Here is a 23292-nt window from a genome sequence, read left to right as displayed (position 1 = left end):
CAGGTCACCGCCCCCGGCCGTCAGTACCGAGCCCGACGGCGGTGCCCCGCAGCAGGTCCACCCCACCACGCTGTATGGGTACGACACCTTCGGCGACCAGACGTCGGTCGACGACCCCGACGGCAACTACGACGACGGCGAGCAGATCGCGGCTCCGACGCCGCCTGCACCCCGCCGGGCTCGACCATGTCCATCACCGCGACCACCACCGCCACCCACGACGCCGACGACCGCCTCACCGCGGCGACCGACGCCGACAGAAACACTCGGCGGGTTCTTGCCGGCCTGGATCGGGCACCCCGCCTTCCGGTTGGTCAGGTAGCCCAGACAGATCCGCGACAGGCGTGGTGCTGTGACCAGGGAACGTTCGCCAGGTTGCCCGATCATGCGGCGAAAGCGAGTCGGCCACCCCAGCGGAAGCTCCTCTCACCACGGATGCGGGCGTGCTCGCGCCGTTGGGCGGCCAGCACTTCGGGGTGGCGGGCGTTGGCGGCGGGTCCTGGCGGAGTGCCGGATGCGGCTTGCCCCTTGGGCCCTCAACCTGAACCAGGGGTTGCCCCAACGGAGTTTGGTGGACACGAACAGGGACAGCCCTCAGCGCAAGGTGCGCCTCACCTTCCTCGCCGGTTCCTGAGACCCCACCCCGGCGGAGTCACCGCGTCCAGTACCTGATGTTGCGGAAGCGGGCCTCCGTGCGCCCCGAACCGTGGTCGTAGACACCGTTCTTGAAGTAGCGGGTGGCCGGGCCCCGGTCGGCGACCGTCAGGACGAGGGAGTCGTCGAAGTAGACCTTGACCGTGCCCGTTCCGGTGCTCGCCTGGTGGGCGATCTTCACGTTGAACCAGGTGTCGTAGGCCCCGGCCTTCAGGACCGTGCCGTCGTAGCGGCGCACGGTGCCCCCGCCCGTGTCGTAGATGTTGAGCATGATGTCGGTGGCCGGGGTCCCGGAGGGGTGGACGCTCCGCAGGATCTGGACGAAGGAGGCGCCGTCCGAGCCGGAGGGGAGATAGACGTCGGCGTCCCACATGTGGTCGCCCGTGGTGTAGTCGACCTTCCAGCGCATCTCGGTGCGCGGATCGGTGGAGCTGCCCTCCTCGAAGGGCTCGTCGGTGGCGTACACCCACATCCGGTGGACGCCGCCGCTGTAGGTGTGGCGCTCGCTCAGGTCGAGGTTCCAGGGCTTCTGCCAGCTGTACGTGAACGACGTCTGCGTCCAGCCGTCGGTCGGGTCGGCGGCCACCGCCGCGACCGCGGGCCGGGAGAGAGCGAGCGCGGGGCCACCGGCCAGCAGGCCGGCCGCTGTCCGTAAGACGGATCTCCTGTTCATCGTGCGTCCTTTCCGTTGCGGGAGTGCGATCCGGTCGGGAGGCAACACCAATACATCGGAGGAGTCAATGACTTCGACACTGCTTGCTGTGGTGGAAAGCGATTTTTGAGCTGGCGATTGGGTGCATGCCTCCCCATACACCCGATGTATCGGGGATTCGGCAGATCAGGCGGGACAGCCGGAGTCCGCGACGACGTGGTCGTAGTAGTAGCGGTACGTCGTCCCGGTGGCCAGGCCGGTGTCGGTGTAGGCGGTCGAGGTGGTGGAGCCCATCTTCGTGCGGGTGTGGCGTGCATCATCGAGGCGCACCCGCGGGCGCCGGCAGGGGCCGAACAGGAAGGGATGGTGTCCCGCACCATCGCCAGCGGTCTGATGGTGGATTGCCGCCCCATGTCTGCAGGCGGCTGAGGCGCCCTAGTCTCCCGCGCATCCTTAGTACGCGTCCTCGGAGGCAGGCCTACTGATGCGTCTCTCCCTCGCCACTCCCACAGGCTCCCGGCGACACCGCCTTCCCGCGGCCCTCGCCGTGGCAACTGTCGTGCTCGCTCCCCTGCCCGCCACCGCCGCAGCCGAACACCCCGGTGGTCACTGTGCCCACCGGGCGCAGCTGCGCGTACCGGGTGCCGAGCGTCAAGAGACGGCGTGTCTGGCCGAGTTGACCACCGCGGGCACGGTCGCCTCGGGACACACCGACCCGGCCGACTGGGCCGGACTGACAGCGAAGGACCTGAACGTCCCCAGCGGAGTACCCGGCATCCAGATCGACGGCTACTTCCCCGACACCTCCACCACCAACACCGACCACGGCTGGAGACACGACTCCCAGTTCGTCATCCGCCTGCCCGACCGGTGGAACGGCGGCCTGGTGGTCGCCGGCACCCCCGGCAACCGTGAGCAGTACGCCAACGACCGGGCCATCGCCGACCAGGTGCTCTCCCGCGGCTACGCCTACGCCGCCACCGACAAGGGCAACACCGGCCTCGCCTTCTACCGGGACGGGAAGACGCCGGGTGACGCCGTCGCCGAGTGGAACGACCGGCTCACCCAGCTGACCCGGGCCGCCCGGGTCACGGTCGCCCGGCGCTACCACCGTCCCCCGTCGCGCACCCTGGTGACGGGCATGTCCAACGGCGGATACCTGGTCCGATGGCAACTGGAGAACCATCCGGAGCTCTACGACGGCGGCGTCGACTGGGAGGGCACCCTGTGGCGTTCCGACGGACCCACCCTGCTGGACTTCCTGCCCGAGGCGCTGCGCCACTACCCGGTGTACGCCGCCGGGGGCGCGGGCGCCCGAGAAGCGCAGGAGGCCCTGCACGAGGCGGGGTTCCCGGCCGGGTCGGAGTTCCTGTGGGCGTATCACCACCAGGTCTACTGGGACCTGACCCAGCGCATCTACCGTGAGGAAATCGACCCCGGTTTCGACGGGGCGACGGAGGCCGGGACGCCGTACTGCGCGACGGGCACCCCGGCCTGTGACGCCGACTACGACTACACCGCGCGTCCGCAGGAGGTCAGGCAGGCCGTGGCGAGGATCGCCCTGACCGGACGGATCGGCAAGCCGCTGATCACTCTGCACGGCACCCTGGACGTCCTGCTGCCGATCAGTCAGGACTCCGACGTCTACGCCCGTATGGTGCGCGACAGCGGACGAAGCGGCCTGTACCGCTACTACCGCATCGAGGGCGGCACCCACACCGACGCCCTGGTCGACTTGTTCCCTGGCCGGCTGCGCCCTCTCGCACCCTGCTACCGCACGGCGTTCAGGGCGCTCGAACGCTGGCTCGACACGGACCGGCGGCCACCCGCCTCCCGGACCGTGGCACAGCCCACCGGGACGGACGCCGCGACGGCGGCGAACGACTGCTGACAGCCCGTACGCGCCAGGCGAACTGCGCCTCCGTGCCACGGTGCGATGCGGTGCCGTGTTGCGGGAGTGAAGGGTGAGTCGAGCCCGCCCGGTCCTCGGCTTGGGGCAATTGTGGTTCTTGCTTTGCCAGTGCATGCGTTGTCTGTCGCGTCACCCGGACCTAGCCTCGCCTGCGGAACCGTGGGAAGGACCGGCATGCTGACGACCGTTCGAGAGCAGGCGACGGGACTCACCAAGGACCAGCGCAACGCGTTCGTCGCCGCCTATCTGGGCTGGGCGATGGACGCGTTCGACTACTTCCTGGTGGTCCTCGTCTACAGCGAGATAGCCGACGACTTCCATGTCTCCCTCACCGACATGGCCTTCCTCACCACGGCCACCCTCGTGATGCGGCCGGTCGGTGCCTTCGTCTTCGGCATGTGGGCCGACCGCCGGGGCCGCCGGCTTCCGCTCATGGTCGACGTGGTCTTCTACTCGATCGTCGGATTCGCCTGCGCCTTCGCGCCCAACTACGCCGTCCTGCTGGTGCTTCGCCTGCTGTACGGCATCGGCATGGGCGGCGAGTGGGGCCTGGGCGCGGCCCTCGCCATGGAGAAGATCCCCGCCGAGCGGCGCGGATTCTGGTCGGGACTGCTGCAGAGCGGCTACTCGCTGGGCTACCTGCTCGCCGCCGTGGCGTTCTTCGTCATCGAACCCGCCTTCGGCTGGCGCGGGTTGTTCGCCTTCAGCCTGGTGCCCGCCCTGGTCGCCCTGTGGGTGCGGACCCGGGTGGAGGAGAGCGAGGTGTGGGAGAGGAGCGTCAAGCTCAACCGCACCCCGGCGTACCAGGTGTTCAGGAACCCGGCGGTGCTGAAGCGCTTCGTGTATCTCGTGGCGCTGATGACCGCCTTCAACTGGATGTCGCACGGCACCCAGGACATCTATCCGACCTTCGTCAAGAAGGGCCTGGGTCTGTCCCCGGACACCGCCATCGCCATCGCCGTCGTCTACAACATCGGCGCCATGATCGGAGGCGCGCTGCTCGGCGCCTTCTCCGAGCGGCTGGGACGCCGGCGCACGATCATGATCGCGGCGGCCGGGGGACTGGTCGTGGTGCCGTTCTTCGTCCTGTCCACGGCCGTGGGCTGGCTGATGCTCTCCTCCTTCCTCATGCAGATGTGCGTCCAGGGCGCCTGGGGTGTCATCCCCGCGCACCTGACCGAGATGAGCCCGGACGCGATCCGGGGCTTCTACCCGGGTGTCACCTACCAGCTCGGCAACCTGATCGCGGCCCTCAACCTCCCGATCCAGGAAGCCCTGGCCGAACGGCACGGCTATCCGGCGGCGATGGCGTGGACGGTGGTGCCCGCCCTGGCCGTGGTGATCGTTCTGAGCGCCGTCGGCAAGGAGGCCAAGGGCGTCCGCTTCGGCAGCCCAGGCGCCCCGGGCGGCCTGACCCCGAGCACCGCGGCGGCCGACGGCGGGTAGGCGCGCTTCAGTCGTGACTCTGCCCGGGACAGCGGCGAGGCCGTCCCGGGCAGAGCTGCGGACACAGGGGGTCACGGAGTGGTCAGATAGGCCCTTTCGATCGTCTGGGTCAGGGTGTTGCCCGCCCGGTCGGTCAGCTCCGCGCGCAGGGAGACGGAGCCCGCCGTCGCCGGATGCTTCAGGGACAGGTGCGTGCCGCCGACGGACTTGGCGGACTGCCAGGTCCTGCCGTCGTCGTACGACACCTGGAAGGCGAGCTTCGCCGGTCGCTGCCCTGCCGCCGCGCCCTCGACGGTGAAGGGCACCTCGAAGTGCCTGCCCGCCTTGGCCGTGCTGGCCAGGGTCAGGTCGGGGCTGAAGCGGACCGCCGACAGCGGCAGTGCGGCGAACGCGCCCTCGGGCGTCTTCGCCGAGCGGAAGGTCCACTCCGCCCGGACGCGGGTGCTGACCGGGTACACGGCCGGGTCACGGGAGCTGTCCACGGTCAACTTGTACGCGGTGTCCTCGGCGGGCAGCGTGTACTCCGTGGGTTCGAGGGTCGGCGCGATGCCGTAGTCGTCGGCGATCTCCTTGCCGTCGGCCTCCAGCTTCGCCGTGACCGTCGTGGCCTCGGCGAGGCCCCAGTGCCCGGCGCCGTCGCCGAACAGCGGCAGGAAGGCCCGGAGGGTGTTCCCGTCGCGGCCGGCACCGGGGTAGCCCGTGGCCGGTCCGGGGTCGCCGGGACCGCTCAGGACCGGCCCGAAGACGCCCACGCCGAACCGCTCGTCGTAGGTGTGGCCGGCCTTCCACGTCCGCGGCATCCGCATCAGGAAGCCCTCGAAGGGTGCGTCCTGGCCCTCACCCCAGCGCTGCCAGGTGCGCACCGACCATTTCACGCCGTTGTCGAGGATGTACTCGGTGCTCCGGTACGGCAGGTCGCCGCGCATGTCGGTGAAGCCGCTCGCCAGTCGGCCGTCGGGCAGGTGCGCGGTCACCTCGGCCTGGACGCGCCGGCCCTCGACCGCCGCACCGACCTGGAGGTTCACCTTGGCCAGCTGCTTGCGTCGGACGGTCGCGGTGAAGCCGTCCAGGGTGCCCTCCCGGTACCAGCCCAGGTGGTAGTCGACCCGCCTGCCCTGCTTGTCCTTGCTGCTCCAGCCGCCTGAGTACAGGGAGTTGAGCCCCGGCACGGGCTCGTCGGAGCCGAGCCGCCCGAACCGGGAGCCCTCGAAGGTGGGCAGCAGGAACTGCAGGGAGGCGTCCTCCAGGCCCTCGCCCCGCCCGTAGCCGATCGCGACCGCGGCGTCGTTGTTCACGGCTGCCGGGTCCGGCACGGTGATGTCGACCGGCTTGGCCTGCCGGGCGTCGACGCTGATCGTCGTGTCCTTGTCCAGCCGCAGCTTGGGCTGGACCAGCACGGCGTGCCGGGGGGAGGACAGCGACGGGTGGATCACCCCGGTCAGGAGGTAGTCGGCCTTGGGCAGCCGCACCGTCAGCTCGCCGTCCCGCTCGTCGGCGTAGTCGGCGTAGAAGCTGCCGGTGAGGCCCGCGACGGAGGTCACGGCGTCGCCCGTCGCCGCGCCCTCCTCGTCGATGTGCCGGAGCGTCAGGTCGTACGACTCCACCTCGCGGACCACACCGACGGCGGACCGCACCCGCACCGTGCCGTCGGCGGAGGTGGCCGTCACCGAGCCGCCGAAGCTGCCGTCCACGGTGCCGACGCGGGTGTCCGAGGTGACCTCGGCGCTCGCCTCGCCGCCCGCCGGGACGGTGACGCGCTGCGGGGAGACGGTGAACATGCCCTCGGCGGCGGGCTTTCCGTCCACCGCGTAGGCATCCACGGACAGGTCGAGGGTGACCGGCTCGGTGCCGAGGTTGCGGTAGGTGAGCCGCTTGGTCTCCGTCTTGTCGTCGTCGTGCGGCCACTGCTGCACGCCGAAGTCGACCGGCCCCTGCTCGGTGACGACGCTCTCGTCCAGTGCCCGGACCACATCGACCCGTCCGGTGCCCTGCTGGTAGGAGCTGTACGCGCCCGGCTTCGCGGAACCGGTCAGGACCGCCTTGAGGCGCTCGCCGCTCCAGTCGGGGTGCTGCTGGGCGAGGAGCGCGGCCGCGCCCGCGACATGCGGGGTGGCCATGGAGGTGCCCTCGATCGTGAGGTACCCGGGGATGTCGGAGGGGTACCACTGCGACAGGACGCTGCCGGCGGCGGACGCGGCCGTGATGGCGACACCTGGCGCGGTCAGGTCGGGCTTGACCCCGCCGTCGCCGACCCGCGGACCTCGGCTGGAGAAGGCGGCGAGCGCGTCGGACTCGTCGACCGCTCCGACGGTGAGCGCGGACGCGGCGCTGCCGGGCGAGCCGACGGTCTGCTCGCCGGACTCGCCGTCGTTGCCGGCCGCGATGACGAAGAGGGTCCCGGACTCGGCGGAGAGCCGGTTGACGGCCTCCTCCATCGGGTCGACGTCGGGGGAGTCGGGGCCGCCGAGGCTGAGGTTGACGACGTCCGCGCCCTGGGCCACCGCCCACTCCATGCCGGCGATGATGCCGGAGTCGCTGCCGCCGCCCTGGTCGTCGAGGACCTTGGCGTTGAGGAGCTTCGCGCCCGGCGCGACGCCCTTGTACTTCCCGTCCGACTTCGCCCCGCTGCCCGCCACGGTGGACGCGACATGGGTGCCGTGGCCGAACCTGTCGGCGGTGGCGCCGGTGCCGCTGAAGTCCTGCTCGGCGACCACCTTGCCCGCCAGGTCGGGATGGCTGGTGTCGATTCCGGTGTCCAGGACGGCGACCTTGGTGCCGGTGCCGTCGAATCCCGCGGCCCAGGCGGCCGGTGCGCCGATCTGCGGGACGCTCTTGTCGAGGGAGGCCCGGCGCTTACCGTCGAGCCACAGCTTCTCCACGCCGGCGTCGGCGGCGAACTCCGCTGCTCCCTCGGGGGACTTGTGGGTGACGGCCTTCCAGAACCCGGCGCCGCGCTTCTTCGCGGAGCGCATCGCCCGGCCGTTGACGACAGGCAACTGACGTCCCATCCGCGCCCCGGCTTCGGTGAACGGGCTCGTGGAGGGAGCCTTCCTGCCGCGGAAGGTGACGATCAGCGGGAGGTCGGAGCGGCGTGCGTCGTCGTAGCCGTCCTTGACCAGCTGGGTGACGTCGAACAGCCGCGGGTCCAACTTGTCGCGTGCCAGCAGCAGTTCGGCGTCACCGGGGACGACCCGGGTGTGCCCGGCGACCACCCGGATCGAGAACGGCATGTTCTTCCGGCCCTGCGCCCGCTCCACTCCCGAGACCTGGCCGGTGGCGTCCACCATGACCCGGTCGCCGGTGACGAGCGTGACCGTCTTCACCGCGGAGGCCGTACGGACGCTCTGGGCCAAGACGTCGTCGACGGCTCCCGCGCCGGACGGGAGCCCGGCGAGGACCAGGGTCGCGGAAGCCACCCCCGCGGCCATGGCCGCATGTCTGTGGCGTACGCGTAACTCCATCTGAACTCCTGACAGTTGGGGATCAAGACGTCACGGGACGGCGGGGCCCGTGAGGAGACGGCCGTCGCTGTCGTACGGCCAGACATTGGGGACGCAGCCGAGCAGGCCCTTGATCTGCTGCATCATCGCGGGAGCCGGCTGCCCCTTGCCGGGGCAGGTGACATGGCCGTGGCCGAGGAAGTGGCCCACCTCGTGGTTGATGATCAGCGAGCGGTACCCGACGACGTCCTCGCGGTAGAACTCGGTGGCCAGGACCCAGCGTCTGAGGTTGACCATCACGTTGCGGTTCACGCTGCAGTTGACCTTGCCGCCGGTGTCGAGGCCGCCCTCGGCGCACTTCCTGTCGACGGTCGCCGGGGTGGCGAGGCGGACCACGAAGTCGGTGGGGCCCTCGGACACGCGCTGGAACGCCGAGTGGCCGTCGGCCGTCCAGCCGCGCGGGTCGGCCAGAGTCCGCTCCACCTGCGCGGCGACGTCCTCGGGGGAGATCGTGATGCCCTTCTCCACCTCGACCCGATAGCGCAGGGGCGTGCCCTTGCCGACCCGTTCGCTCCCGCCGGGCGCGATGACGAAGGTGCCCGGACCGCTCTCGGGAAGGGGGGTTGTGGAGGGGCTGGGAGGCGCGCTGGACTCCTCAGGACTCGGCTCCGGCTCCGGTGACCCGATGGTCCCTGGAGGCGTCGGACTCCCAACTGCCGAGGGGGGCGCGGACGTTCCTCTCGCGTCGGACGGCAGCCACGCCACCACCGCGCCACCGACGGCCGCAAAGGCCGCCAACGCGGCGAGGCCGCCCAGCAGTTGGCTCTTCACGCTCCGCTCGGACCGCTTCCGGCGACTCCGACCGGCGGGGTTTCGTCTGTGCGCTGTCACGGTCGTTCACGATGTGATCGCCATGTGATCGGACCTGGCCCGGAAGGTAACGAACCGATAACCCTCCTTGTGGTCATGGTCATGTGGATACTGTGCGCATGCCACGTGTACTGCTGATCGAGGACGACCCCGCCGTACGGGAGGGGGTCGCGCTGGCCCTGCGCCGCCAGAACCACGACGTCGCCGCCACCGCGACCGGCGAGGAGGGGATGGACCGGCTGCGGGCCTTCCGGCCGGACATCGTCGTCCTCGATCTGATGCTGCCCGGCATGCCCGGCCTGGAGGTGTGCCGGGCGATACGGGCCGTCGACCAGACCCTGCCGATCATCATGGCGACGGCACGGGGTGACGAAGTGGACATCGTTGTCGGTCTGGAGGCGGGCGCCGACGACTACGTCGTCAAACCCGTACTGGCCCGGGTGCTCGACGCGCGCATACGCGCCGTCCTGCGCCGGGCGGCCGGGGGAGCGCCCGGCGCCGAGGGCCTGCCGAAGATCGACACCTACGGCGACCTGGCCGTCGACCGGGCCGGCCTGACCGTCACGCTGAACGGCGGGCCGATCGCCCTCGCCCCCTCCGAACTACGGCTCCTGCTCACCCTCTCCGCCTCGCCGGGCCAGGTGTTCAGCCGTCAGCAACTCCTGGAAGCGGTCTGGGAGCACGACTACCACGGCGACGCGCGCCTGGTGGACGCCTGCGTCAAACGACTGCGCACCAAGATGTCCGAGCCGCCCCGCGCACCCCGCTACATCCACACCGTGCGCGGTTTCGGCTACCGCTTCGCGGCGCCGTGAGGAGGCGCCGGCTGCGGGGCCTGCGCGCCCGCCTGGTGGTGGCCTTCGGGCTCGTCGCCGCCGTCGCGGCCATCACGACCGGGGCCCTGACCTTCCGGGAGGCGCGCACCGGAGTGCTCCAGCAGAGCCAGGACGCCACCATCAGACAACTGCGGGCCCAGCTCAACCAGCACGCCGCCGAACTCGCGGTGCCCCCCGACGAACCGGCGCTGCGGGAGTTCGCGCACGACACGGCGGCCACCGAGTCGCAGGGCAGCTGGCGGGTGCTGGTGACGTACGGGGAGCTCAGCGGCTCCTCCGTGCCGGGTGACCCCTTCACCGAGGTGACGCCCGCCCTGCGTGAGGCCGTCGGATCCAGCCGGGCCACCGTCTTCCAGCGGGTGCGGGGCGACGGACGCACCTCCCTCGTCGTCGGCATGTCGATCCTCTTCGGCGGCCGCGGCACCTTCCCCACGGCCACCGGCGTCCAGGTGTTCCTCGTCGTTCCGCAGACCACGGAACAGGCGTACGTCGACGCCCTGGTCACCGCTGTCGAACGGGCCATGGTGGCGGCCCTCGCGCTCGCTGTCGTGCTCGCGCTCCTCGCCGCCCGCGGGGTGCTGGTGCCGGTGCGGAAGCTGCGGCTCGCCACCCGCCGTATCGCCGAAGGGCGCCTGGACACCCGGCTCGCGGTCAACGGCTCGGACGAACTCGCGGACCTGTCCCACACGTTCAACGAGACGGCCGCCGCGCTGGAGGCGTCGGTCGCCGAGTTGCGTGAGATGGAGTCCCGGGCCCGTCGTTTCGCCGCCGACGTCTCGCACGAACTGCGCACCCCGCTCGCCGCGATGTCCGCGGTCACCGACGTTCTCGACGAGGACGCCGCCCGACTGGACCCGGACACGGCCACCGCGGTCCGTCTCATCAGCGAGGAGACCGTCAAACTCGCCCGTCTCGTCGACGACCTGATGGAGATCTCCCGTTTCGACGCGGGCGCGGCGGTGCTGCACCTGGACGAGATCGACCTCGCCGAGTCGATCCGACGTACCCTCGCCTCCCGCGGCTGGACGGACACGGTGGCGACCGATCTGCCGCCACCGGACGCGGTACGCGCACGCGTGGACCCGCGCCGCCTCGACGTGGTCGTCGCGAACCTGGTCGGCAACGCGCTCAAGCACGGCGCCCGTCCGGTGCGGGTGCGCCTGAGCGCCGGCGACGCGGTGGCCGTGATCGAGGTTCAGGACAGCGGTCCGGGCATCCCGTACGACGTCCTGCCCCATGTCTTCGAGCGGTTCTACAAGTCGGACAGCGCCCGGATCCGCTCCGAGGGCAGCGGCCTCGGCCTGGCCATCACCGCCGAGAACGTCCGCATCCACGGCGGCACCGTCCGCGCGGCCGACCACCCGGCGGGCGGCGCCGTCTTCACCGTGGAACTTCCGCTGCGGCGGGACGAGTCTCCCGAGGAGAATCCGTCATGAAGGCCCTGCGCCGCGTCCCGCTGCTGACCCTCCTCGCGCTCACCTCCTGCGGGATCCCCGCGACCGAAGTGGTGCAGGCCGGCGGACCTGCCAGCGGAACCCTTCCGTTGACGCCGGTCTACTTCGTCGAGAACGGCGCACTCGTCGCGACGTCCCGCACGACCGAGCTGCCCGGTGACCCCGAGGCGGCGCTACAGCTGCTGATGGCCGGTCCGCTGGCCGGGGAGGGCCGTCTGGGCGACCTGTCCACCGAGGTGCCGGACCTGCCGACCTCCGTGCCCGCACCGACGGCCGCCGCCGACGGGCCCGGCACGCCCCCGTCGGACGGCCCCACGGTGACGGTGCAGGGGAGCACGATGACGATCCGGCTCGCGCCGGGCATGGACACGTTGTCCGACACGGGTGTGCGGCAGATGATCTGTACGGCCGCCGCCGCGTACCGCCTCACGCGCCCGTCGGTCGGCTCGGTCACCGCCGAGGTGATGGACGCCGCCGGACGGCGGGTCAGGGGGTCGGACGAGGGCTGCCCCGATCTGTGAAGCGGATCTAGATCTCCAACTCCTCTTCCACACGCTTGAGTTGAAGCCGGGCCATCGCCAGGTTCGAGCGGGCCTTGTCGAGGACCAGGTAGAGGAACAGCCCGTTGCCGCTGCGGCCGGTCACCAGGCGGATGAGGTGGTACTGGTTCTCGAGCGTGATCAGGATGTCCTCGATGTCGCTCTTGAGCCCCAGCTGCTCCATGGTGCGGACCTTGGCCCGGATGACGTCGGTGTTGCCGGCCGCCGCGACCGTCATGTCCAGGTCCTTGCCACCGCCCAGGGTGCCCAGCGCCATTCCGCTCGTGTAGTCGACCACGGCGGCCGCCATCGCCCCTTCCGTCCCGGCCAGCATCTCCTTCAGCGACACTTCCACACTCGCCACGGTGCCTCCCTCTGTGCCTGTGGATCGCGGCGGACCCGTGGCCGGGTCCGTCCGCCGGATACCGGGACCGTATGCGCGTGGCGAGGGCGGTACACGGGGTCGTCGGGACTGCCCCGCGTTGACTGAACGCCATACCGAAGAGACCACCTGCTGGGCCACAACTGCCCTTCAGGAGACGGAAGATGACGCCGGGACCGGACTCCCGGGCTCCGGCAGGGATGCGCGGCTGCTCGGCCGAAAGTCCGATCCGCGTGCCGGTCGCTTCGGACGATGTCCGGCCGAACGGCCGAGGCGACCTCCCGCGCTCTTCGGCGAAGCTTGGTCCAGTCCCCGGCACCGGACAGCCGCCCCACAGGAGCCCTCAGGCGTCACCAGCAACGACTCGCCGTCGCCGCCGTTCTCGGACTCGCCGCCGTCTTCGCCTCTCACCTGGCCCGCAGTACGAAGGTCACCGGGGACTGCGGCGCGCTACAGGCTGCGGGCCACCAGCAGTGTCACGTCGTCCTCCGAGTTCGCCGGGGCCAGCCGGTCGAGGACGGTGTTCAGGACGTCCGGGAGGGCGTGTTTGGCGGTGACGGGGAGGTCGGCGAGGGCGGCCAGGCCCGCGTCGATGTCCTGGCCTCGTCGCTCCACCAGCCCGTCGGTGTAGGCCAGCAGCAGAGCGCCCGGCGGCATCGGGCAGCGCCGGCTCCCGTATCCGCCGGAACCCGTGCCCAGCGGAGGCCCGACCGGCAGGACCGCGAGCTCGGGGACGGCGTCGGGCCGGACCAGCAGGGGCGGGACGTGACCGGCCGTGGCGAGGACCACCTCTTCGGCGGCGGGATCCAGCAGGGCCAGCACACACGTGGCGACGCGGTCCAGGTCGAGCGCGTGGGCGGTGCGGTCCGCCTCGCTGAGCAGCCGGTCGGGGGCGAGCCCCTGCAGGGCCAGCGCGCGGAGCAGCGAGCGGTACTCACTCATGGCCGCGGCGGCCCGCACCCCGTGCCCCATGACGTCCCCGACCACGAGCAGGGTGCGTCCGGAGGGCAGTGCCACGGCGTCGAACCAGTCGCCGCCCACCTCGGCGCCCCGCCCGGCGGGCAGATAACGGCTGGCGATCTCCACGCCCGGCCCCGGTATGTGCGGGGTGGCCAGGAAGGCGCGCTGCATCTCCAGCGCGGTCTCGTGCTCGTGGGTGTAGCGCAGGGCGTGGCCGATGCCCGTCGCGGCCCGCGCGGTCAGCAGTTCCAGCAGCTCGACCTCGTCCGGAGTGAACTCGGGCGAGTCCGCCCTGCGGCCGACCATGACCGCCCCGACGGGCTCCCCGCCGACCATGAGGGGCAGGTAGACGGAGGAGTGCAACTCCAGGGCGCGGTAGCGCTCCAGCCGCTGCGGTGTGGGGGCGAGCAGACGCAGGGTGTCGTCGTCGGGGCGGTTGAGCACCATGGTCTTGTGCCCGGTCAGCACCTGGGACATCGACGAACTGGCCTGGTGGAAGATCACCTCGCCGCTTCTCGTCGTGGGGGTGAGTGGTTCGGGCATGCCCGGAGCGGCGGCCACGGCCATGCGCCGCAGCCGCACCGGGACGGGGGCGGCCGGGGCGCGACGCGTGCCCTCGGGGTCGACCACGTCCACGGCGGCGTAGTCGGCGAACCGCGGCACCAGCACATCGGTCAGTGCCCGGCAGGCCTCGGCCGCGTCGAGCGTGCCGCCCACCCGGGCGGCGGTCTCCTCCAGCAGCTCCAGACGCTCCTGGGCCCGCCTGAGCGACTCGCGCTGCCGGATGTCCTCGGTGACCTCCATGACGACCGCGGCGACACCGAGGATCTCGCCGTCCTCGCCCTCCAGCCGGTGGAAGGCGCCGAGCCACCAGCGCGGCACGTCCGCCCTGTCGTCGGGCGGCCGGCCGTCGAACACGACCGTCTGCGGCCGTCCGCTGCGGAGCACCTCGCGGGCCACCTCCGCTGAGGGCTCGGAGCCGGGGATCACCTCCGGCATGGGACGGCCGAGGTGCTCCTGGACGGGCAGCCCGTTGACCCCCGCCAAGGTGTCGTTGAGGTACAGATAGCGCAGGTCGGCGTCCAGGACCGCAACGGCCGCCGGTGTCCCGTCCAGGAACCGGCGGGCTGTCCACAGCTCGTCCAGCACCTGCCCGGTCCCCGCCGCCCGGGCCGCCTCCGACAGTTCCCGGAGCGTCCCCGTGGAGAGGACGGGGGCGGATCCGGCGGACGGACGGGGGTGGGTCATGTGGTGTGATTCCTCGAAGAGCGGAGTCCGATTTATCATACTTGCGACCTATTGGAACACGTCTCGAGGCGTCGAGGTTATGAGCTGCGTCTCATCCGCCGCTCACCAGCTTCTCGAAGAAGAACTCGTGCTTGAGGAACGACGTCTCGTGCTCCGTCCCCGGATACGGCGGCACGAGTTGCGCAGCCTGGAAGAGCCGCCAGCCGTCCTCCAGTGCGGCGACGCCCGTCTCGTACGGGGGCTCGTCGCTGTCCCCGGTCGTGGGGCGGGTGGTGCCGGTGCCGTCGTAGCGGGCCCAGCCGACGACCCGGGAGTCGAGCGCGGAGGTGTCCAGATACAGGACGAGAACCTGCTGGCGCACGGTGGTGGACATGGTCACGCCTGGCTCCTCTGTGCGGCGGGCCGGTTGGCGATGCGGGTGGCCCAGTACTCGATGTCGAACGCGGGATCGCCGGACAGGGCACGCCACAGCCTGATCCGGTTGAGGATCTCCAGTCGGCCGGTGGCCTGCTCGTACCAGGGGAAACCGCGCCCCAGCTCCTCCCGGACGGCGGGGGCGTCCAGATCCGCGGTGTCCCACAGCCGCACCTGCGGCACGGTCGGGTTGAAGCGGATCTTGTACATGTGGCGGACGGTGTCGCTGTCGTTGCGCCGCCCGCCGTGCCAGATCCCGTGGTGCAGCAGGACGACCGTGCCCGCCGGGCAGGTCAGCCGGGTCTGGCCGCGCAGGTTCTGGTAGCGGCCGGTGTCGGTCTCGTTGGTGCGGCGCAGATGGCTGCCGGGCACGATGAGCGTGCCGCCCATCGACGCGGTGACCTCCTGCGGGTAGTACATGAGCTGGACGTCGAACGCGTCGGCTCGCAGATCGATGACGGCGTCGGCGTGCAGCGGCTGCGCGCTGCCCTCACGCGGCTCACGGATGTGCACGAAGTGGTGGTCGACCGTCGGATCCGGACCCACCAGGCTCTCCAACGCCCCCGCGACGGCGGGCAGTCCGACGAGCCGGCGGGCGAAGGAACCCTCGGGGAACGCCTTCGGCACGGGAGTGCCGTACGGCACGGAGGGCAGCCCGGCGGCGAAGACCCCGAGCGCCTCCTCGTTCATCTCCCGGGGCACGATGCCGTCCAGGCGCAGGAAGCCGTGGGCCACGAACCGCGCCACCTGGGCGGAGTTCAGCAGCTGTCGTGTGGTTGACATACGGCAACCGTAGGAACAACCGCCCCCGCTGTCGTGGGCTGTAATCGGCGACCGCTGGTAATTTTCCACCATGACACTCCACGTCGACCTGGCCCTCGACCTGCCGCCCCAGGTGGAGAATGCGGGCGTCGGCGTGCACGGCACCGCGGGCCCGCACGACGTGTTCCGGCTCCCGCACCTGTGGCAGCTCCATCTCTACGACTACTCGGGCGCCCTGGAACTGGGCGGCTCCCGGCACCCGATCCGCCCCGGACATGTGAGCCTCGTCCCGCCCGGCACCGAGGTGCACTTCCACTACGACGCCACGCGCTGCGAGCACCTGTACGCACACTTCCGGCTGCCGGGCGACGGCGAGCGGCGCCGGGTGCCGGTGATGCAGGACGCCGGTGCGGACGCGGCGGTGCTGACCGGGCTGCTGCGGCAGACGGTCGCGGCGAGCGCGCAGTCCCCGGCCCGGGCCGCCGCCGAACTGTGGACGGTGCTGTGGCGCACCACCGGCCTGACCGGCGCCGGCGAGGACCGGGCCCGGCACCCCGCGCTGCGGACGGCGGTCGCGCACATCGAGGAGCACCTGGCCGGCCCTCTGACCGTCCCCGGCATCGCCCGTGCCGCCGGGGTCTCGCACACCCATCTGACCCGGCTGTTCCGCGAGGACACCGGACTTACCGTCGTCGCCTACATCCGGCGCCGCCGCATGGAACGCGCCCGGCACCTGCTCATCGCCTCGACCCTGGCCATCCCCGCGATCGCGGCGACCGTCGGCATCCCCGACCTCCAGGCCTTCAACAAGACCTGCCGCAAGGAGCTGGGGGCCGCACCGCGCGCCGTGCGGGAGCGGAACCGATAGCAGCGCGGGCTCAGGTGGGCACCGCACGCCGGGCGTCCCGGTGCCGGGTAAGGTACCTGCCGACCACGGCGCAGCCGGCGTAGAGGACGAACGAGATCGTCGTGACGTACGGGCTGATCGGGATGCTGCTGCCCAGGGCGAGCAGGATGCCTCCCTCGATCGACGCCATCGCGAAGACCACGCTGAGCAGCGGCAGCAGGACCGGTGACGCGGTGACCCGGGCGGCGGCCGCGGCCGGGGTGATCAGCAGGGAGAGCACCAGCAGGACGCCCACGACCTGCACGGACAGGGCGACGGCCAGGCCGAGCACGATCATGAAGGCGAAGGAGAGCCCGCGCACCGGGACCCCGCGGGCCTCGGCGACGTCGGGGTCGGCGCTGGCGAAGGCGAGCGGGCGCCACATGACCGCGAGGGCGATCAGGACCACGGCGGAGGTGGTGAGCAGCCAGGTCGTCTGCGGGGTGTCCACGGCGACTGTCTGGCCGGTGAGCAGCCCGAACCTGTTCGCCGCCCGGCCCTTGCAGAGGGCGAGGAAGAGCACGCCGAGGCCCAGACCGTTGCCGATAATTGACTTTCCCCTGGTCCTGGGGCGTACGGCCCTCGGTCACTCCTTCCCGGTGAGCAGTCTTCGGGGGTTGGCGATACGGAAGGCGTACGCCGCCGCTCCGCCGAGGCCGTGGCCGGGATGCTGGGGCGGCTCGGCGTACGGCCGGTCCGAGCCCTGGACCACGGCCCCCACGCCCAGGGCCCGCACGACGGACTCGACGGCGCGCGGCCCGTACGAGGAGGTCTCGACGAACACCGACGGGTCCGGCGGTGTCCCGTCGCCCCCGCGCGCGGCGAACCGCTCGCCGTGCAGCGGTGCGAGCCCGGCCAGCAGCGCGAAGCAGACCCGCAGCCGTGGGTGGCGGGGACGGCCGTAGGCGCGGAAGGCGAACCAGGCGGCGTGCATCTGCTGGACGTACGGGACCATCGCGGGCCACCAGCCGGGCCCCCCGGAGCCACCGGCCGCGGGCCCCGGGTGCACGAACAGCGGCAGATCGCGCTCCTCCAGCAGATCGAGCAGTGGAGCGCACCGGGCGTAACCGGCCGCGTCCACCAGGGCGTCGGCCGGCAACTGCAGGCCGACGAACCCCTGGTCCAGGTATGCGGCCGTCGCCTTGGCATCGATGTCCCGCACACCGGCGGCGGCCCACGCCCCGAACGGCTCGGGCAGCGCGGCCGCGCCCTCGTGATAGGCGTCCAACAGCGGCCGTGCCTCCGCCGCGGGCAGCCACTCCACACCGATCGGCGCCGACAGGGAGACAAGCGCGAGCTCGAGGCCGTCGTTGGCGGCGAGTTCCGCGCGCAGGGCCACGTCGTGGTCGGCGGGCGGGAGGTCGTAGGGCGGCTCACCGTCCAGATGCAGCGTCCAGCCGTCCAGATACGGCGGTTCGCGGCGCGCCCTCAAGGCCGTCACCAGCGACGGGCTCCACAGATGCTGGTGCACGTCGACATTGGTCATGCCGCTCCTCCCACCCAGGCCCGCGCTGTGCTCCGGACTCCGCCGACCCCCATGTTCTCGTGGTCCACCACCTCCACGTCCACCCCACGGGCGCCGCGAGGTCGACCGCCTGCTCGGAGCTCCTTCGCTCACCGGCCTCAGGACGCCGAGCCGATCTCCACTACACGCGCCCAGGCGGGCGGTGCGTCCGGCACGTACTCGGGGTTGTTCTCGTGCCGTGCCCGGCTCCTCCCCGGCCGGGGGAACAGACCCACGACCGTACGGCAGGAGGGCCGCGCGCTCGGCCACGGCGTCTGCCCGTCGGTCAGGGCCACGACGACGTCCGGACGGGGGCGGGAGCGCAGCGCCCTCTCGAAGCCCGTGCGCAGGTCGGTGCCCCCGCCGCCGACCAGCGGGATGCCCTCGGCCCGGCACAGCGGACGCACGACCCCCGCCGCGGCGTCGCAGGAGAGCACGCCGACCAGGTCACGCCGGCCGCCCACGGCACGGGAGATCGCGGTGACCTCCAGCAGGGCGCTGCCCAGTTCGCCGTCGCTGACCGAGCCGGAGGTGTCGATGATCACGCAGACCCGCGGCGGCCGTCGCCGCAGACTCGGCAGCACAACGCCGGGCACCCCCGCCGAGCGGCGCGACGGGCGGCCGTAGCTGTAGTCGTCGCCCGCGCCGGAACCGGAGATCGCCGAACGCAGCGCCGCGCCCAGCAGGTCCCGCCACGGCTGCGGCGGATGGAACGCCTCCTCGGCCCACCGCTGCCAGCCCTGCGGAGTTGCCCCGGGGTGCGCCTTGATGCCCTGCGCCACCCGGAAGCGGACCGCGTCCCGCTCCTGCTCGCTGAGCCCGTCCGCCCCGTCGGGGCCCAGGTCCCACTCGCGCTCCAGGCCGTCGGCACCGCTGCCGCAGTCCAGCCAGGCCAGGTCGAGCGTGAGCGGCCCGAGGCTGATCTCTTTCAGGTACTCCTCCATCAGCTGCCCCTCGGGCAGTTTCAACCGCCCGGGCCGAACGGCCCCTTGGGGCTGAATCAGCCCGTCGCCGTACACGTCGTCGTTGATCTCGCAGTCCGCGGCGATGTTCATCCGCAGGCGGTCTCCGACACCGGTCAGCCCGTGCTGACGGGCGACCCGGTCACCGCGCCCGTGATGGTCGCGCAGCAGATGCGACACCTCGTGCACCCAGACGCCCGCCAGCTCCTCCACCGGCACCCGGTCCACGAACGCCGGGGAGACATAGCACCGCCAGTGCCGGTCGACGGCCATCGTCGGCACCCGCTTCGACTCGAGGGTGTGCAGGGCGAACAGCGCGGTGGCCAGGTAGGGACGGGCCCGGGCGGCGTACAGGCGGGCGGCGAAGAGTTTGTCGCGGTCCAGATCTCCCCTCTCCTCGAGGGTGTCCCTGCTCATCGGCGGGCCTTGGAGGCGACAGCCGCCCGGTCCGCCCGCCGGGACAGCGCCACCGTCCCGGCGAGCCGCTCGATCGTCGCCGGCACCTCCCAGTCCTGCTGCCGCAGCGAGGCGAGCGTGGTCGCGGGCACCACCACCAGGTCCGGGGCGCCGGTCTCCAGCGCCCGGGCCAGCACCGCCCATGCCGAGTCCCAGCGGGCCCGGTCGGGACGTGCGCGTACGGCCGCCACCACACCGTCGAGCACGGCCTGCCGCAGGTCGCCCCGCTCGGGCAGGACGGCCCCCGCGGGATCGGCGAGCACGTCCTCCGGGTCCGGGAGGTCCAGCCGGTCCAGGCTCGCCAGCAGTTCGAGCCCCGGACCGTCGCCCACCGTGCCCCGGACCAGCTGGGAGAGCACGTCCCGCGCGGAGCCGGCGGCGGTCGCGAAGGCGATCAGGGACAGCGTCATGTCCCAGCTCCGCGGCGACGGCCAAGGGCCGCCCCGCCGGGCGTCGTTGGTGGGCAGCCGGTGCACGAGCGTGGGCCGCGCGGCGAGCAGCCCGCACACCGCGCGGCGGGCGAAGTCCACAGCCTCTGGCAGCTTGCCCGGGTCGAGCCGCGGCAGGGTGGCCCGCGGCCAGGTCCCGCCGAGTCCGCGGACGACGACCTCGTGGTCGTGGGTCCACTGGAGATGGACGAACCGGTTGGCCAGCGGTGGGCTCAGTTCCCAGCCGTCGGCCGCCGAGGACCGGGGGTTGGCGGCCGCCACGATCCGCACCCCGGGCGGCAGCTGGAGCGTGCCGATCCGCCGCTCCAGGACGAGCCTGAGCAGCGCGGCCTGGACGGCGGGCGGCGCGGTGGACAATTCGTCCAGGAACAGCAGCCCTCGCCCGGCCCGCACCAGCCGTACCGCCCAGTCCGGCGGGGCCATCGGCACGCCCTGGGTCGCGGGATCGTCCCCGACCACGGGCAGCCCCGAGAAGTCGGACGGCTCGTGCACGCTGGCGATCACCGTGGTCAGCGGCAGGTCCAGGGCCGCGGCGAGCTGGGTGAGGGCCGCCGTCTTGCCGATGCCCGGCTCACCCCACAGCAGCACGGGCAGATCGGCGGCCACCGCGAGGGTGAGGGCCTCCAGCTGGGGGTCGGGGCGCGGTTCGGTGGTGGAGTCGCGCAGGAGGGTCAACAGGTCGGCGGCGATGTCGAGTTGGGAGGCGGGGGCAGGGGCGGTCATGGGCATGTGTGATCACCTGTGGGCTGGGAGCGGGTGAGGAGGGGGATGGGCTTCCCCGGTGGACGATTCAGCTCGCGTGACGCGGACGGGTACGCCGCTCACGGGAGTCGCGACCGGTCGGACGCGGCCGGAACCGAGCGGGCCCGGGTTCCGCCAGACCCGCCCTGAACAGGCCGTAGGTGATGCGCCGTAGCGCGGCCGCCTCCAGTTCGTCGCGGAGGGGGCCGGTGCGCAGCAGCGCCTCGGGCCCGAGCAGTCCTTCCACGACGGCCAGCGCCCCGGCGGTGTCGCCGTGCACGAGACGTTCGCGGACGCCCTCCAGGCAGTGCGGACGGCGGTGGGCCTCGTCGATCGCCTGGAGGCAGGGGAGCGGGATGCCGGTCAGCGCGACCAGCAGTTCCTCCCGCCGGATCTCGTCCGGGTCGTGGTCCAGCGGAACCAGCACCCCGTCGACCAGGCCGATCCGGTGGCGGGCTCCCCGGCACTCCACGAGGCGCGGTTGTCCGGCCCGGTCGGGGGTGCGGGGTGGTCCGCCGGCCTCGTGGTCCGGTGCCAGCGCGGCGGCGACCAGAGGGTGCAGCCGCTCCGCCTCGATCGCCCCGGCACGCAGCAGCCGGAGGTCGGGCAGCACCCAGGTCGCCGCGTCGGGCAGGACGGGAAGCACGGAGACGGTGTCGGCCGAGGGCGCGGGCACGGGACGTATCAGGCCGTCGTCCCCGGTGAGCTCCAGCACCAGCCGGCGCCGTCCCCCGAACCGCACCGAAAAGAGCCAGCCGGACCGCCCTTCGGCCGCGAGCAGTATCCGCGCCTCGGCCGCCCAGCGGTCGACGGCACAGTCGGGCGGTACCACCAACTCCGGTTCAGCAGGGAGTGGTTGGCGGACTGACCACGGATCAGGGGGCTCGTCGGCCCCAGCGCCCCGGTCCTCACCGGCCCCCGACCGTTCCCGCAACTCCCCGACCCGGCCCGCATCCCACAGATGCCGGTGCAGGTCCAGGCGGAACCGCCGGTTCGGACGCGGGTGCGGATGCCGTACGGCGTCGGCAGTGGACCGGGACCACAGCGCGAGGCTGATCCGCTGCCCGGCATCCGCCCAGGCGGGCGCGGTCCGGGCCACGAGATGCACAGGGCCCTCGACGGCCTCGTACCGCGCCAGTGTCAGGGTGAGCCCGGGCCGCAGCAGCCCGTCCGGGGCGATCCTCGGCAGGTGCCAGCGCAGCAGGTCGGGAGCGAGGGCGCGGAGATCGGCCCGGACCCGGGACGCCAGCTCCCGGCCGTGGTCGCGCGCCAGGGCACGGAGGTCGAGATCGACGTCGAAGTGCGCGGCGGCACCCGCCCCCGCCCAGTCCCCGGCGAGGCGACGGGCGGTCGCGGTCTCGATCATGGAGGCCGGCACGGCGAACTCGCGCACGCGCGGCCAGAAGGACGTACGGATGTCCTCGTTCGCGGTCGAAGTGAGCATCAACACTCACCTTGCGCGGACGGGACCCCCCATCGTTCAGGAGTGTGAGTCGTCATCGTGGAGCAGCGTAAGCCGCCGCTCTCGCATCTGCCACGTGTTTTCCGCCGGGTTAGCCTGGGGCGTGATCGGATTCCCGCTCGGCGCCACCACCACGCCGGCCCAACTCGCCAGTGATCCGCACCCGCGCCTGGCCGAACTCCGCGCGCACGAACCCGTGTCCTGGCTGCCCGGACTGAACGGCTGGCTGGTGACCCGTCGCGATCTCGCGCTCGACGTGATGCGGGACGCCGAGACCTTCACCGTCGACGACCCCCGCTTCTCGACCGCCCGGATCGTCGGCCCGAGCATGCTCTCCCTGGACGGCGACGAACACACCCGCCACCGCGAGCCGTTCACCGCCCCCTTCCGCCCGCGTGAAGTGCGCGACGGTTTCGCCGAGTTCATCGAGCGGGAGACCGACCGACTCGTCACCGCACTCGAACCGGCGGGCGCCGCCGAACTGCGCCGCACCTTCGCCGGCCCGCTCGCCGTCGCCGTCGTCACCGAGGCACTCGGGCTGGTGGGCGTCGGCACGGACACGGTGCTCTCCTGGTACGACGTCATCGTGCGGTCGGTCTCGGACCTGACGGAGGGCCGTGCGGCGGGACCGGCGGGCCCGGCGGCGTACGCACAGCTCCGGAAGGCGGTCGAGGCGACGGTCGCGGAAGGGGCCGACTCGCTCCTGACCTCCGCAGCCGGCCGGCTGGCGCTGCCGGAGGTTGCCTCCAACGCCGCGGTGCTGATGTTCGGCGGCATAGAGACCACCGAGGCGATGATCACCAACGCGCTGCTGCATCTCCTCCGGCACCCCGACCAACTCGCGCTCGTCAAGGCCGACTTCGCACTGCTGGACGGAGCGGTCGAGGAGTCGCTGCGCCTGGAACCGGGGGCGGCCGTCGTGGACCGCTACGCCACCCGCGACGTCACCCTCGGCCCGGCCGCGATCCGCCGGGGCGACCTCGTCACCGTCTCCCTGGCGGGTGCCAACCGGGACCCCGCCGTCTTCCCCGACCCCGACCGCTTCGACGTCCGCCGCGCGAACGCCCGCCTCCAACTGGCCTTCGCACACGGCCCCCACTACTGCCTCGCCGCCCACCTGGCCCGCCTGGAGACCCGCATCGCCCTACGCCACCTGCTCGACCGTCTCCCGGCCCTCCGCCTCGACCCCGACCACCCCACCGCCCCGCACGGCCTGGTCTTCCGCAAGCCACCCACGCTGCACGTGCTGTGGGGGTGAGGGCC

The 23292-nt window shown here is 72.1% G+C and carries 18 protein-coding genes and 2 pseudogenes; 7 read left to right on the top strand and 13 right to left on the bottom strand.

The genetic code is table 11. The annotated features are described in order from the left end of the window. Window positions 1–383: 383 nt before the first annotated feature. Together ABZT06_RS33930 and ABZT06_RS33925 are read right to left on the bottom strand one after the other, a co-directional pair. Window positions 384–488 (bottom strand): annotated as a pseudogene (locus ABZT06_RS33930) (IS630 family transposase); the annotation flags it as partial. A gap of 164 nt (window positions 489–652) precedes the next feature. Beyond that, window positions 653–1327: a polysaccharide lyase family 7 protein gene (locus ABZT06_RS33925; protein WP_355749764.1), complete on the bottom strand. Its 675-nt coding sequence runs from the start codon at window positions 1325–1327 to the stop codon at window positions 653–655. Between the two features lie 463 nt (window positions 1328–1790). Between ABZT06_RS33925 and ABZT06_RS33920 the strand changes: the two genes are divergently transcribed. Both ABZT06_RS33920 and ABZT06_RS33915 read left to right on the top strand, forming a co-directional pair. Further along, window positions 1791–3197 (top strand): tannase/feruloyl esterase family alpha/beta hydrolase, encoded by a 1407-nt coding sequence (locus tag ABZT06_RS33920; protein WP_355749761.1) that lies wholly within the window; start codon window positions 1791–1793, stop codon window positions 3195–3197. Between the two features lie 195 nt (window positions 3198–3392). Then, window positions 3393–4664: an MFS transporter gene (locus tag ABZT06_RS33915; RefSeq protein WP_355749758.1), complete on the top strand. Its 1272-nt coding sequence runs from the start codon at window positions 3393–3395 to the stop codon at window positions 4662–4664. Between the two features lie 71 nt (window positions 4665–4735). Here the strand turns inward: ABZT06_RS33915 and ABZT06_RS33910 are convergent, their stop codons facing one another. After that, window positions 4736–8125, bottom strand: a complete 3390-nt coding sequence (locus tag ABZT06_RS33910) for a S8 family serine peptidase (RefSeq protein WP_355749755.1) — start codon at window positions 8123–8125, stop codon at window positions 4736–4738. A gap of 30 nt (window positions 8126–8155) precedes the next feature. Further along, window positions 8156–8935 (bottom strand): DUF3152 domain-containing protein, encoded by a 780-nt coding sequence (locus ABZT06_RS33905; protein WP_355749752.1) that lies wholly within the window; start codon window positions 8933–8935, stop codon window positions 8156–8158. Between the two features lie 158 nt (window positions 8936–9093). On the opposite strand from ABZT06_RS33905, the gene ABZT06_RS33900 reads away from it, so the two are divergent. Genes ABZT06_RS33900 through ABZT06_RS33890 form a run of 3 tightly spaced genes read left to right on the top strand, consistent with a single transcriptional unit; the run spans window position 9094 to window position 11785 of the window. Next, complete coding sequence (locus ABZT06_RS33900; protein ID WP_355749749.1) at window positions 9094–9789, top strand: response regulator transcription factor; 696 nt, start codon at window positions 9094–9096, stop codon at window positions 9787–9789. Beyond that, window positions 9786–11246 carry a HAMP domain-containing sensor histidine kinase gene (locus ABZT06_RS33895; protein WP_355749746.1) on the top strand — a complete coding sequence of 487 codons (1461 nt, stop codon included), beginning with the start codon at window positions 9786–9788 and terminating at the stop codon, window positions 11244–11246. The genes ABZT06_RS33900 and ABZT06_RS33895 overlap by 4 nt, the downstream gene beginning before the upstream one ends. Next, on the top strand, window positions 11243–11785 hold the full coding sequence (locus ABZT06_RS33890) for a hypothetical protein (RefSeq protein ID WP_355749743.1): 543 nt from the start codon (window positions 11243–11245) through the stop codon (window positions 11783–11785). The genes ABZT06_RS33895 and ABZT06_RS33890 overlap by 4 nt, the downstream gene beginning before the upstream one ends. Before the next feature lie 7 nt (window positions 11786–11792). Here the strand turns inward: ABZT06_RS33890 and ABZT06_RS33885 are convergent, their stop codons facing one another. The 4 genes from ABZT06_RS33885 to ABZT06_RS33870 all read right to left on the bottom strand — a co-directional run bounded on the left by ABZT06_RS33885 (window position 11793) and on the right by ABZT06_RS33870 (window position 15590). Beyond that, window positions 11793–12167: a hypothetical protein gene (locus tag ABZT06_RS33885; RefSeq protein ID WP_355749740.1), complete on the bottom strand. Its 375-nt coding sequence runs from the start codon at window positions 12165–12167 to the stop codon at window positions 11793–11795. A gap of 468 nt (window positions 12168–12635) precedes the next feature. Beyond that, the gene (locus tag ABZT06_RS33880; protein WP_355749737.1) at window positions 12636–14393 is read right to left on the bottom strand and encodes a SpoIIE family protein phosphatase; all 1758 of its coding nucleotides are present in this window, start codon (window positions 14391–14393) and stop codon (window positions 12636–12638) included. A gap of 91 nt (window positions 14394–14484) precedes the next feature. Beyond that, complete coding sequence (locus tag ABZT06_RS33875; protein WP_329272673.1) at window positions 14485–14766, bottom strand: hypothetical protein; 282 nt, start codon at window positions 14764–14766, stop codon at window positions 14485–14487. A gap of 2 nt (window positions 14767–14768) precedes the next feature. Beyond that, on the bottom strand, window positions 14769–15590 hold the full coding sequence (locus ABZT06_RS33870) for a phytanoyl-CoA dioxygenase family protein (protein ID WP_355749734.1): 822 nt from the start codon (window positions 15588–15590) through the stop codon (window positions 14769–14771). Between the two features lie 70 nt (window positions 15591–15660). Here ABZT06_RS33870 and ABZT06_RS33865 point away from each other — a divergent pair, with 70 nt between their 5' ends. Further along, window positions 15661–16437 (top strand): AraC family transcriptional regulator, encoded by a 777-nt coding sequence (locus tag ABZT06_RS33865; protein ID WP_355749731.1) that lies wholly within the window; start codon window positions 15661–15663, stop codon window positions 16435–16437. A 10-nt stretch (window positions 16438–16447) separates the two neighbouring features. Here the strand turns inward: ABZT06_RS33865 and ABZT06_RS33860 are convergent. From ABZT06_RS33860 to ABZT06_RS33840, 5 genes and pseudogenes are all read right to left on the bottom strand, one after another. After that, window positions 16448–16993, bottom strand: a pseudogene (locus ABZT06_RS33860) (iron chelate uptake ABC transporter family permease subunit); the annotation flags it as partial. A 48-nt stretch (window positions 16994–17041) separates the two neighbouring features. Further along, the gene (locus ABZT06_RS33855; RefSeq protein WP_355749729.1) at window positions 17042–17941 is read right to left on the bottom strand and encodes an amidohydrolase; all 900 of its coding nucleotides are present in this window, start codon (window positions 17939–17941) and stop codon (window positions 17042–17044) included. A gap of 137 nt (window positions 17942–18078) precedes the next feature. Continuing rightward, window positions 18079–19338, bottom strand: coding sequence for a VWA-like domain-containing protein (locus tag ABZT06_RS33850; RefSeq protein ID WP_355749726.1), 1260 nt, complete (start codon window positions 19336–19338; stop codon window positions 18079–18081). Further along, complete coding sequence (locus tag ABZT06_RS33845) at window positions 19335–20555, bottom strand: AAA family ATPase (protein WP_355749723.1); 1221 nt, start codon at window positions 20553–20555, stop codon at window positions 19335–19337. Before ABZT06_RS33845 ends, ABZT06_RS33850 begins: the two co-directional genes overlap by 4 nt. A 61-nt stretch (window positions 20556–20616) precedes the next feature. Further along, window positions 20617–22011, bottom strand: coding sequence for a hypothetical protein (locus tag ABZT06_RS33840; RefSeq protein ID WP_355749720.1), 1395 nt, complete (start codon window positions 22009–22011; stop codon window positions 20617–20619). Window positions 22012–22132: 121 nt separating this feature from the next. Between ABZT06_RS33840 and ABZT06_RS33835 the strand changes: the two genes are divergently transcribed. Beyond that, on the top strand, window positions 22133–23287 hold the full coding sequence (locus tag ABZT06_RS33835; RefSeq protein ID WP_355749717.1) for a cytochrome P450: 1155 nt from the start codon (window positions 22133–22135) through the stop codon (window positions 23285–23287). Window positions 23288–23292: the final 5 nt, after the last annotated feature.

This window comes from Streptomyces sp. NPDC005483 (assembly GCF_040606035.1).
GTDB lineage: Bacteria > Actinomycetota > Actinomycetes > Streptomycetales > Streptomycetaceae > Streptomyces.
Note: the sequence above shows the minus strand (reverse complement) of the source record. Positions and strands in the feature narration are given on the sequence as shown.

Bases quoted from the DNA above. Each gene is read 5' to 3' on its own strand.
- ABZT06_RS33875 (WP_329272673.1), bottom strand. From the start codon at position 14,766: ATGTCCACCACCGTGCGCCAGCAGGTTCTCGTCCTGTATCTGGACACC.
- ABZT06_RS33880 (WP_355749737.1), bottom strand. From the start codon at position 14,393: ATGACCCACCCCCGTCCGTCCGCCGGATCCGCCCCCGTCCTCTCCACG.
- ABZT06_RS33900 (WP_355749749.1), top strand. From the start codon at position 9,094: ATGCCACGTGTACTGCTGATCGAGGACGACCCCGCCGTACGGGAGGGG.
- ABZT06_RS33845 (WP_355749723.1), bottom strand. From the start codon at position 20,555: ATGCCCATGACCGCCCCTGCCCCCGCCTCCCAACTCGACATCGCCGCC.
- ABZT06_RS33850 (WP_355749726.1), bottom strand. From the start codon at position 19,338: ATGAGCAGGGACACCCTCGAGGAGAGGGGAGATCTGGACCGCGACAAA.
- ABZT06_RS33925 (WP_355749764.1), bottom strand. From the start codon at position 1,327: ATGAACAGGAGATCCGTCTTACGGACAGCGGCCGGCCTGCTGGCCGGT.
- ABZT06_RS33910 (WP_355749755.1), bottom strand. From the start codon at position 8,125: ATGGAGTTACGCGTACGCCACAGACATGCGGCCATGGCCGCGGGGGTG.
- ABZT06_RS33865 (WP_355749731.1), top strand. From the start codon at position 15,661: ATGACACTCCACGTCGACCTGGCCCTCGACCTGCCGCCCCAGGTGGAG.
- ABZT06_RS33870 (WP_355749734.1), bottom strand. From the start codon at position 15,590: ATGTCAACCACACGACAGCTGCTGAACTCCGCCCAGGTGGCGCGGTTC.
- ABZT06_RS33915 (WP_355749758.1), top strand. From the start codon at position 3,393: ATGCTGACGACCGTTCGAGAGCAGGCGACGGGACTCACCAAGGACCAG.
- ABZT06_RS33840 (WP_355749720.1), bottom strand. From the start codon at position 22,011: ATGCTCACTTCGACCGCGAACGAGGACATCCGTACGTCCTTCTGGCCG.
- ABZT06_RS33890 (WP_355749743.1), top strand. From the start codon at position 11,243: ATGAAGGCCCTGCGCCGCGTCCCGCTGCTGACCCTCCTCGCGCTCACC.
- ABZT06_RS33855 (WP_355749729.1), bottom strand. From the start codon at position 17,941: ATGACCAATGTCGACGTGCACCAGCATCTGTGGAGCCCGTCGCTGGTG.
- ABZT06_RS33920 (WP_355749761.1), top strand. From the start codon at position 1,791: ATGCGTCTCTCCCTCGCCACTCCCACAGGCTCCCGGCGACACCGCCTT.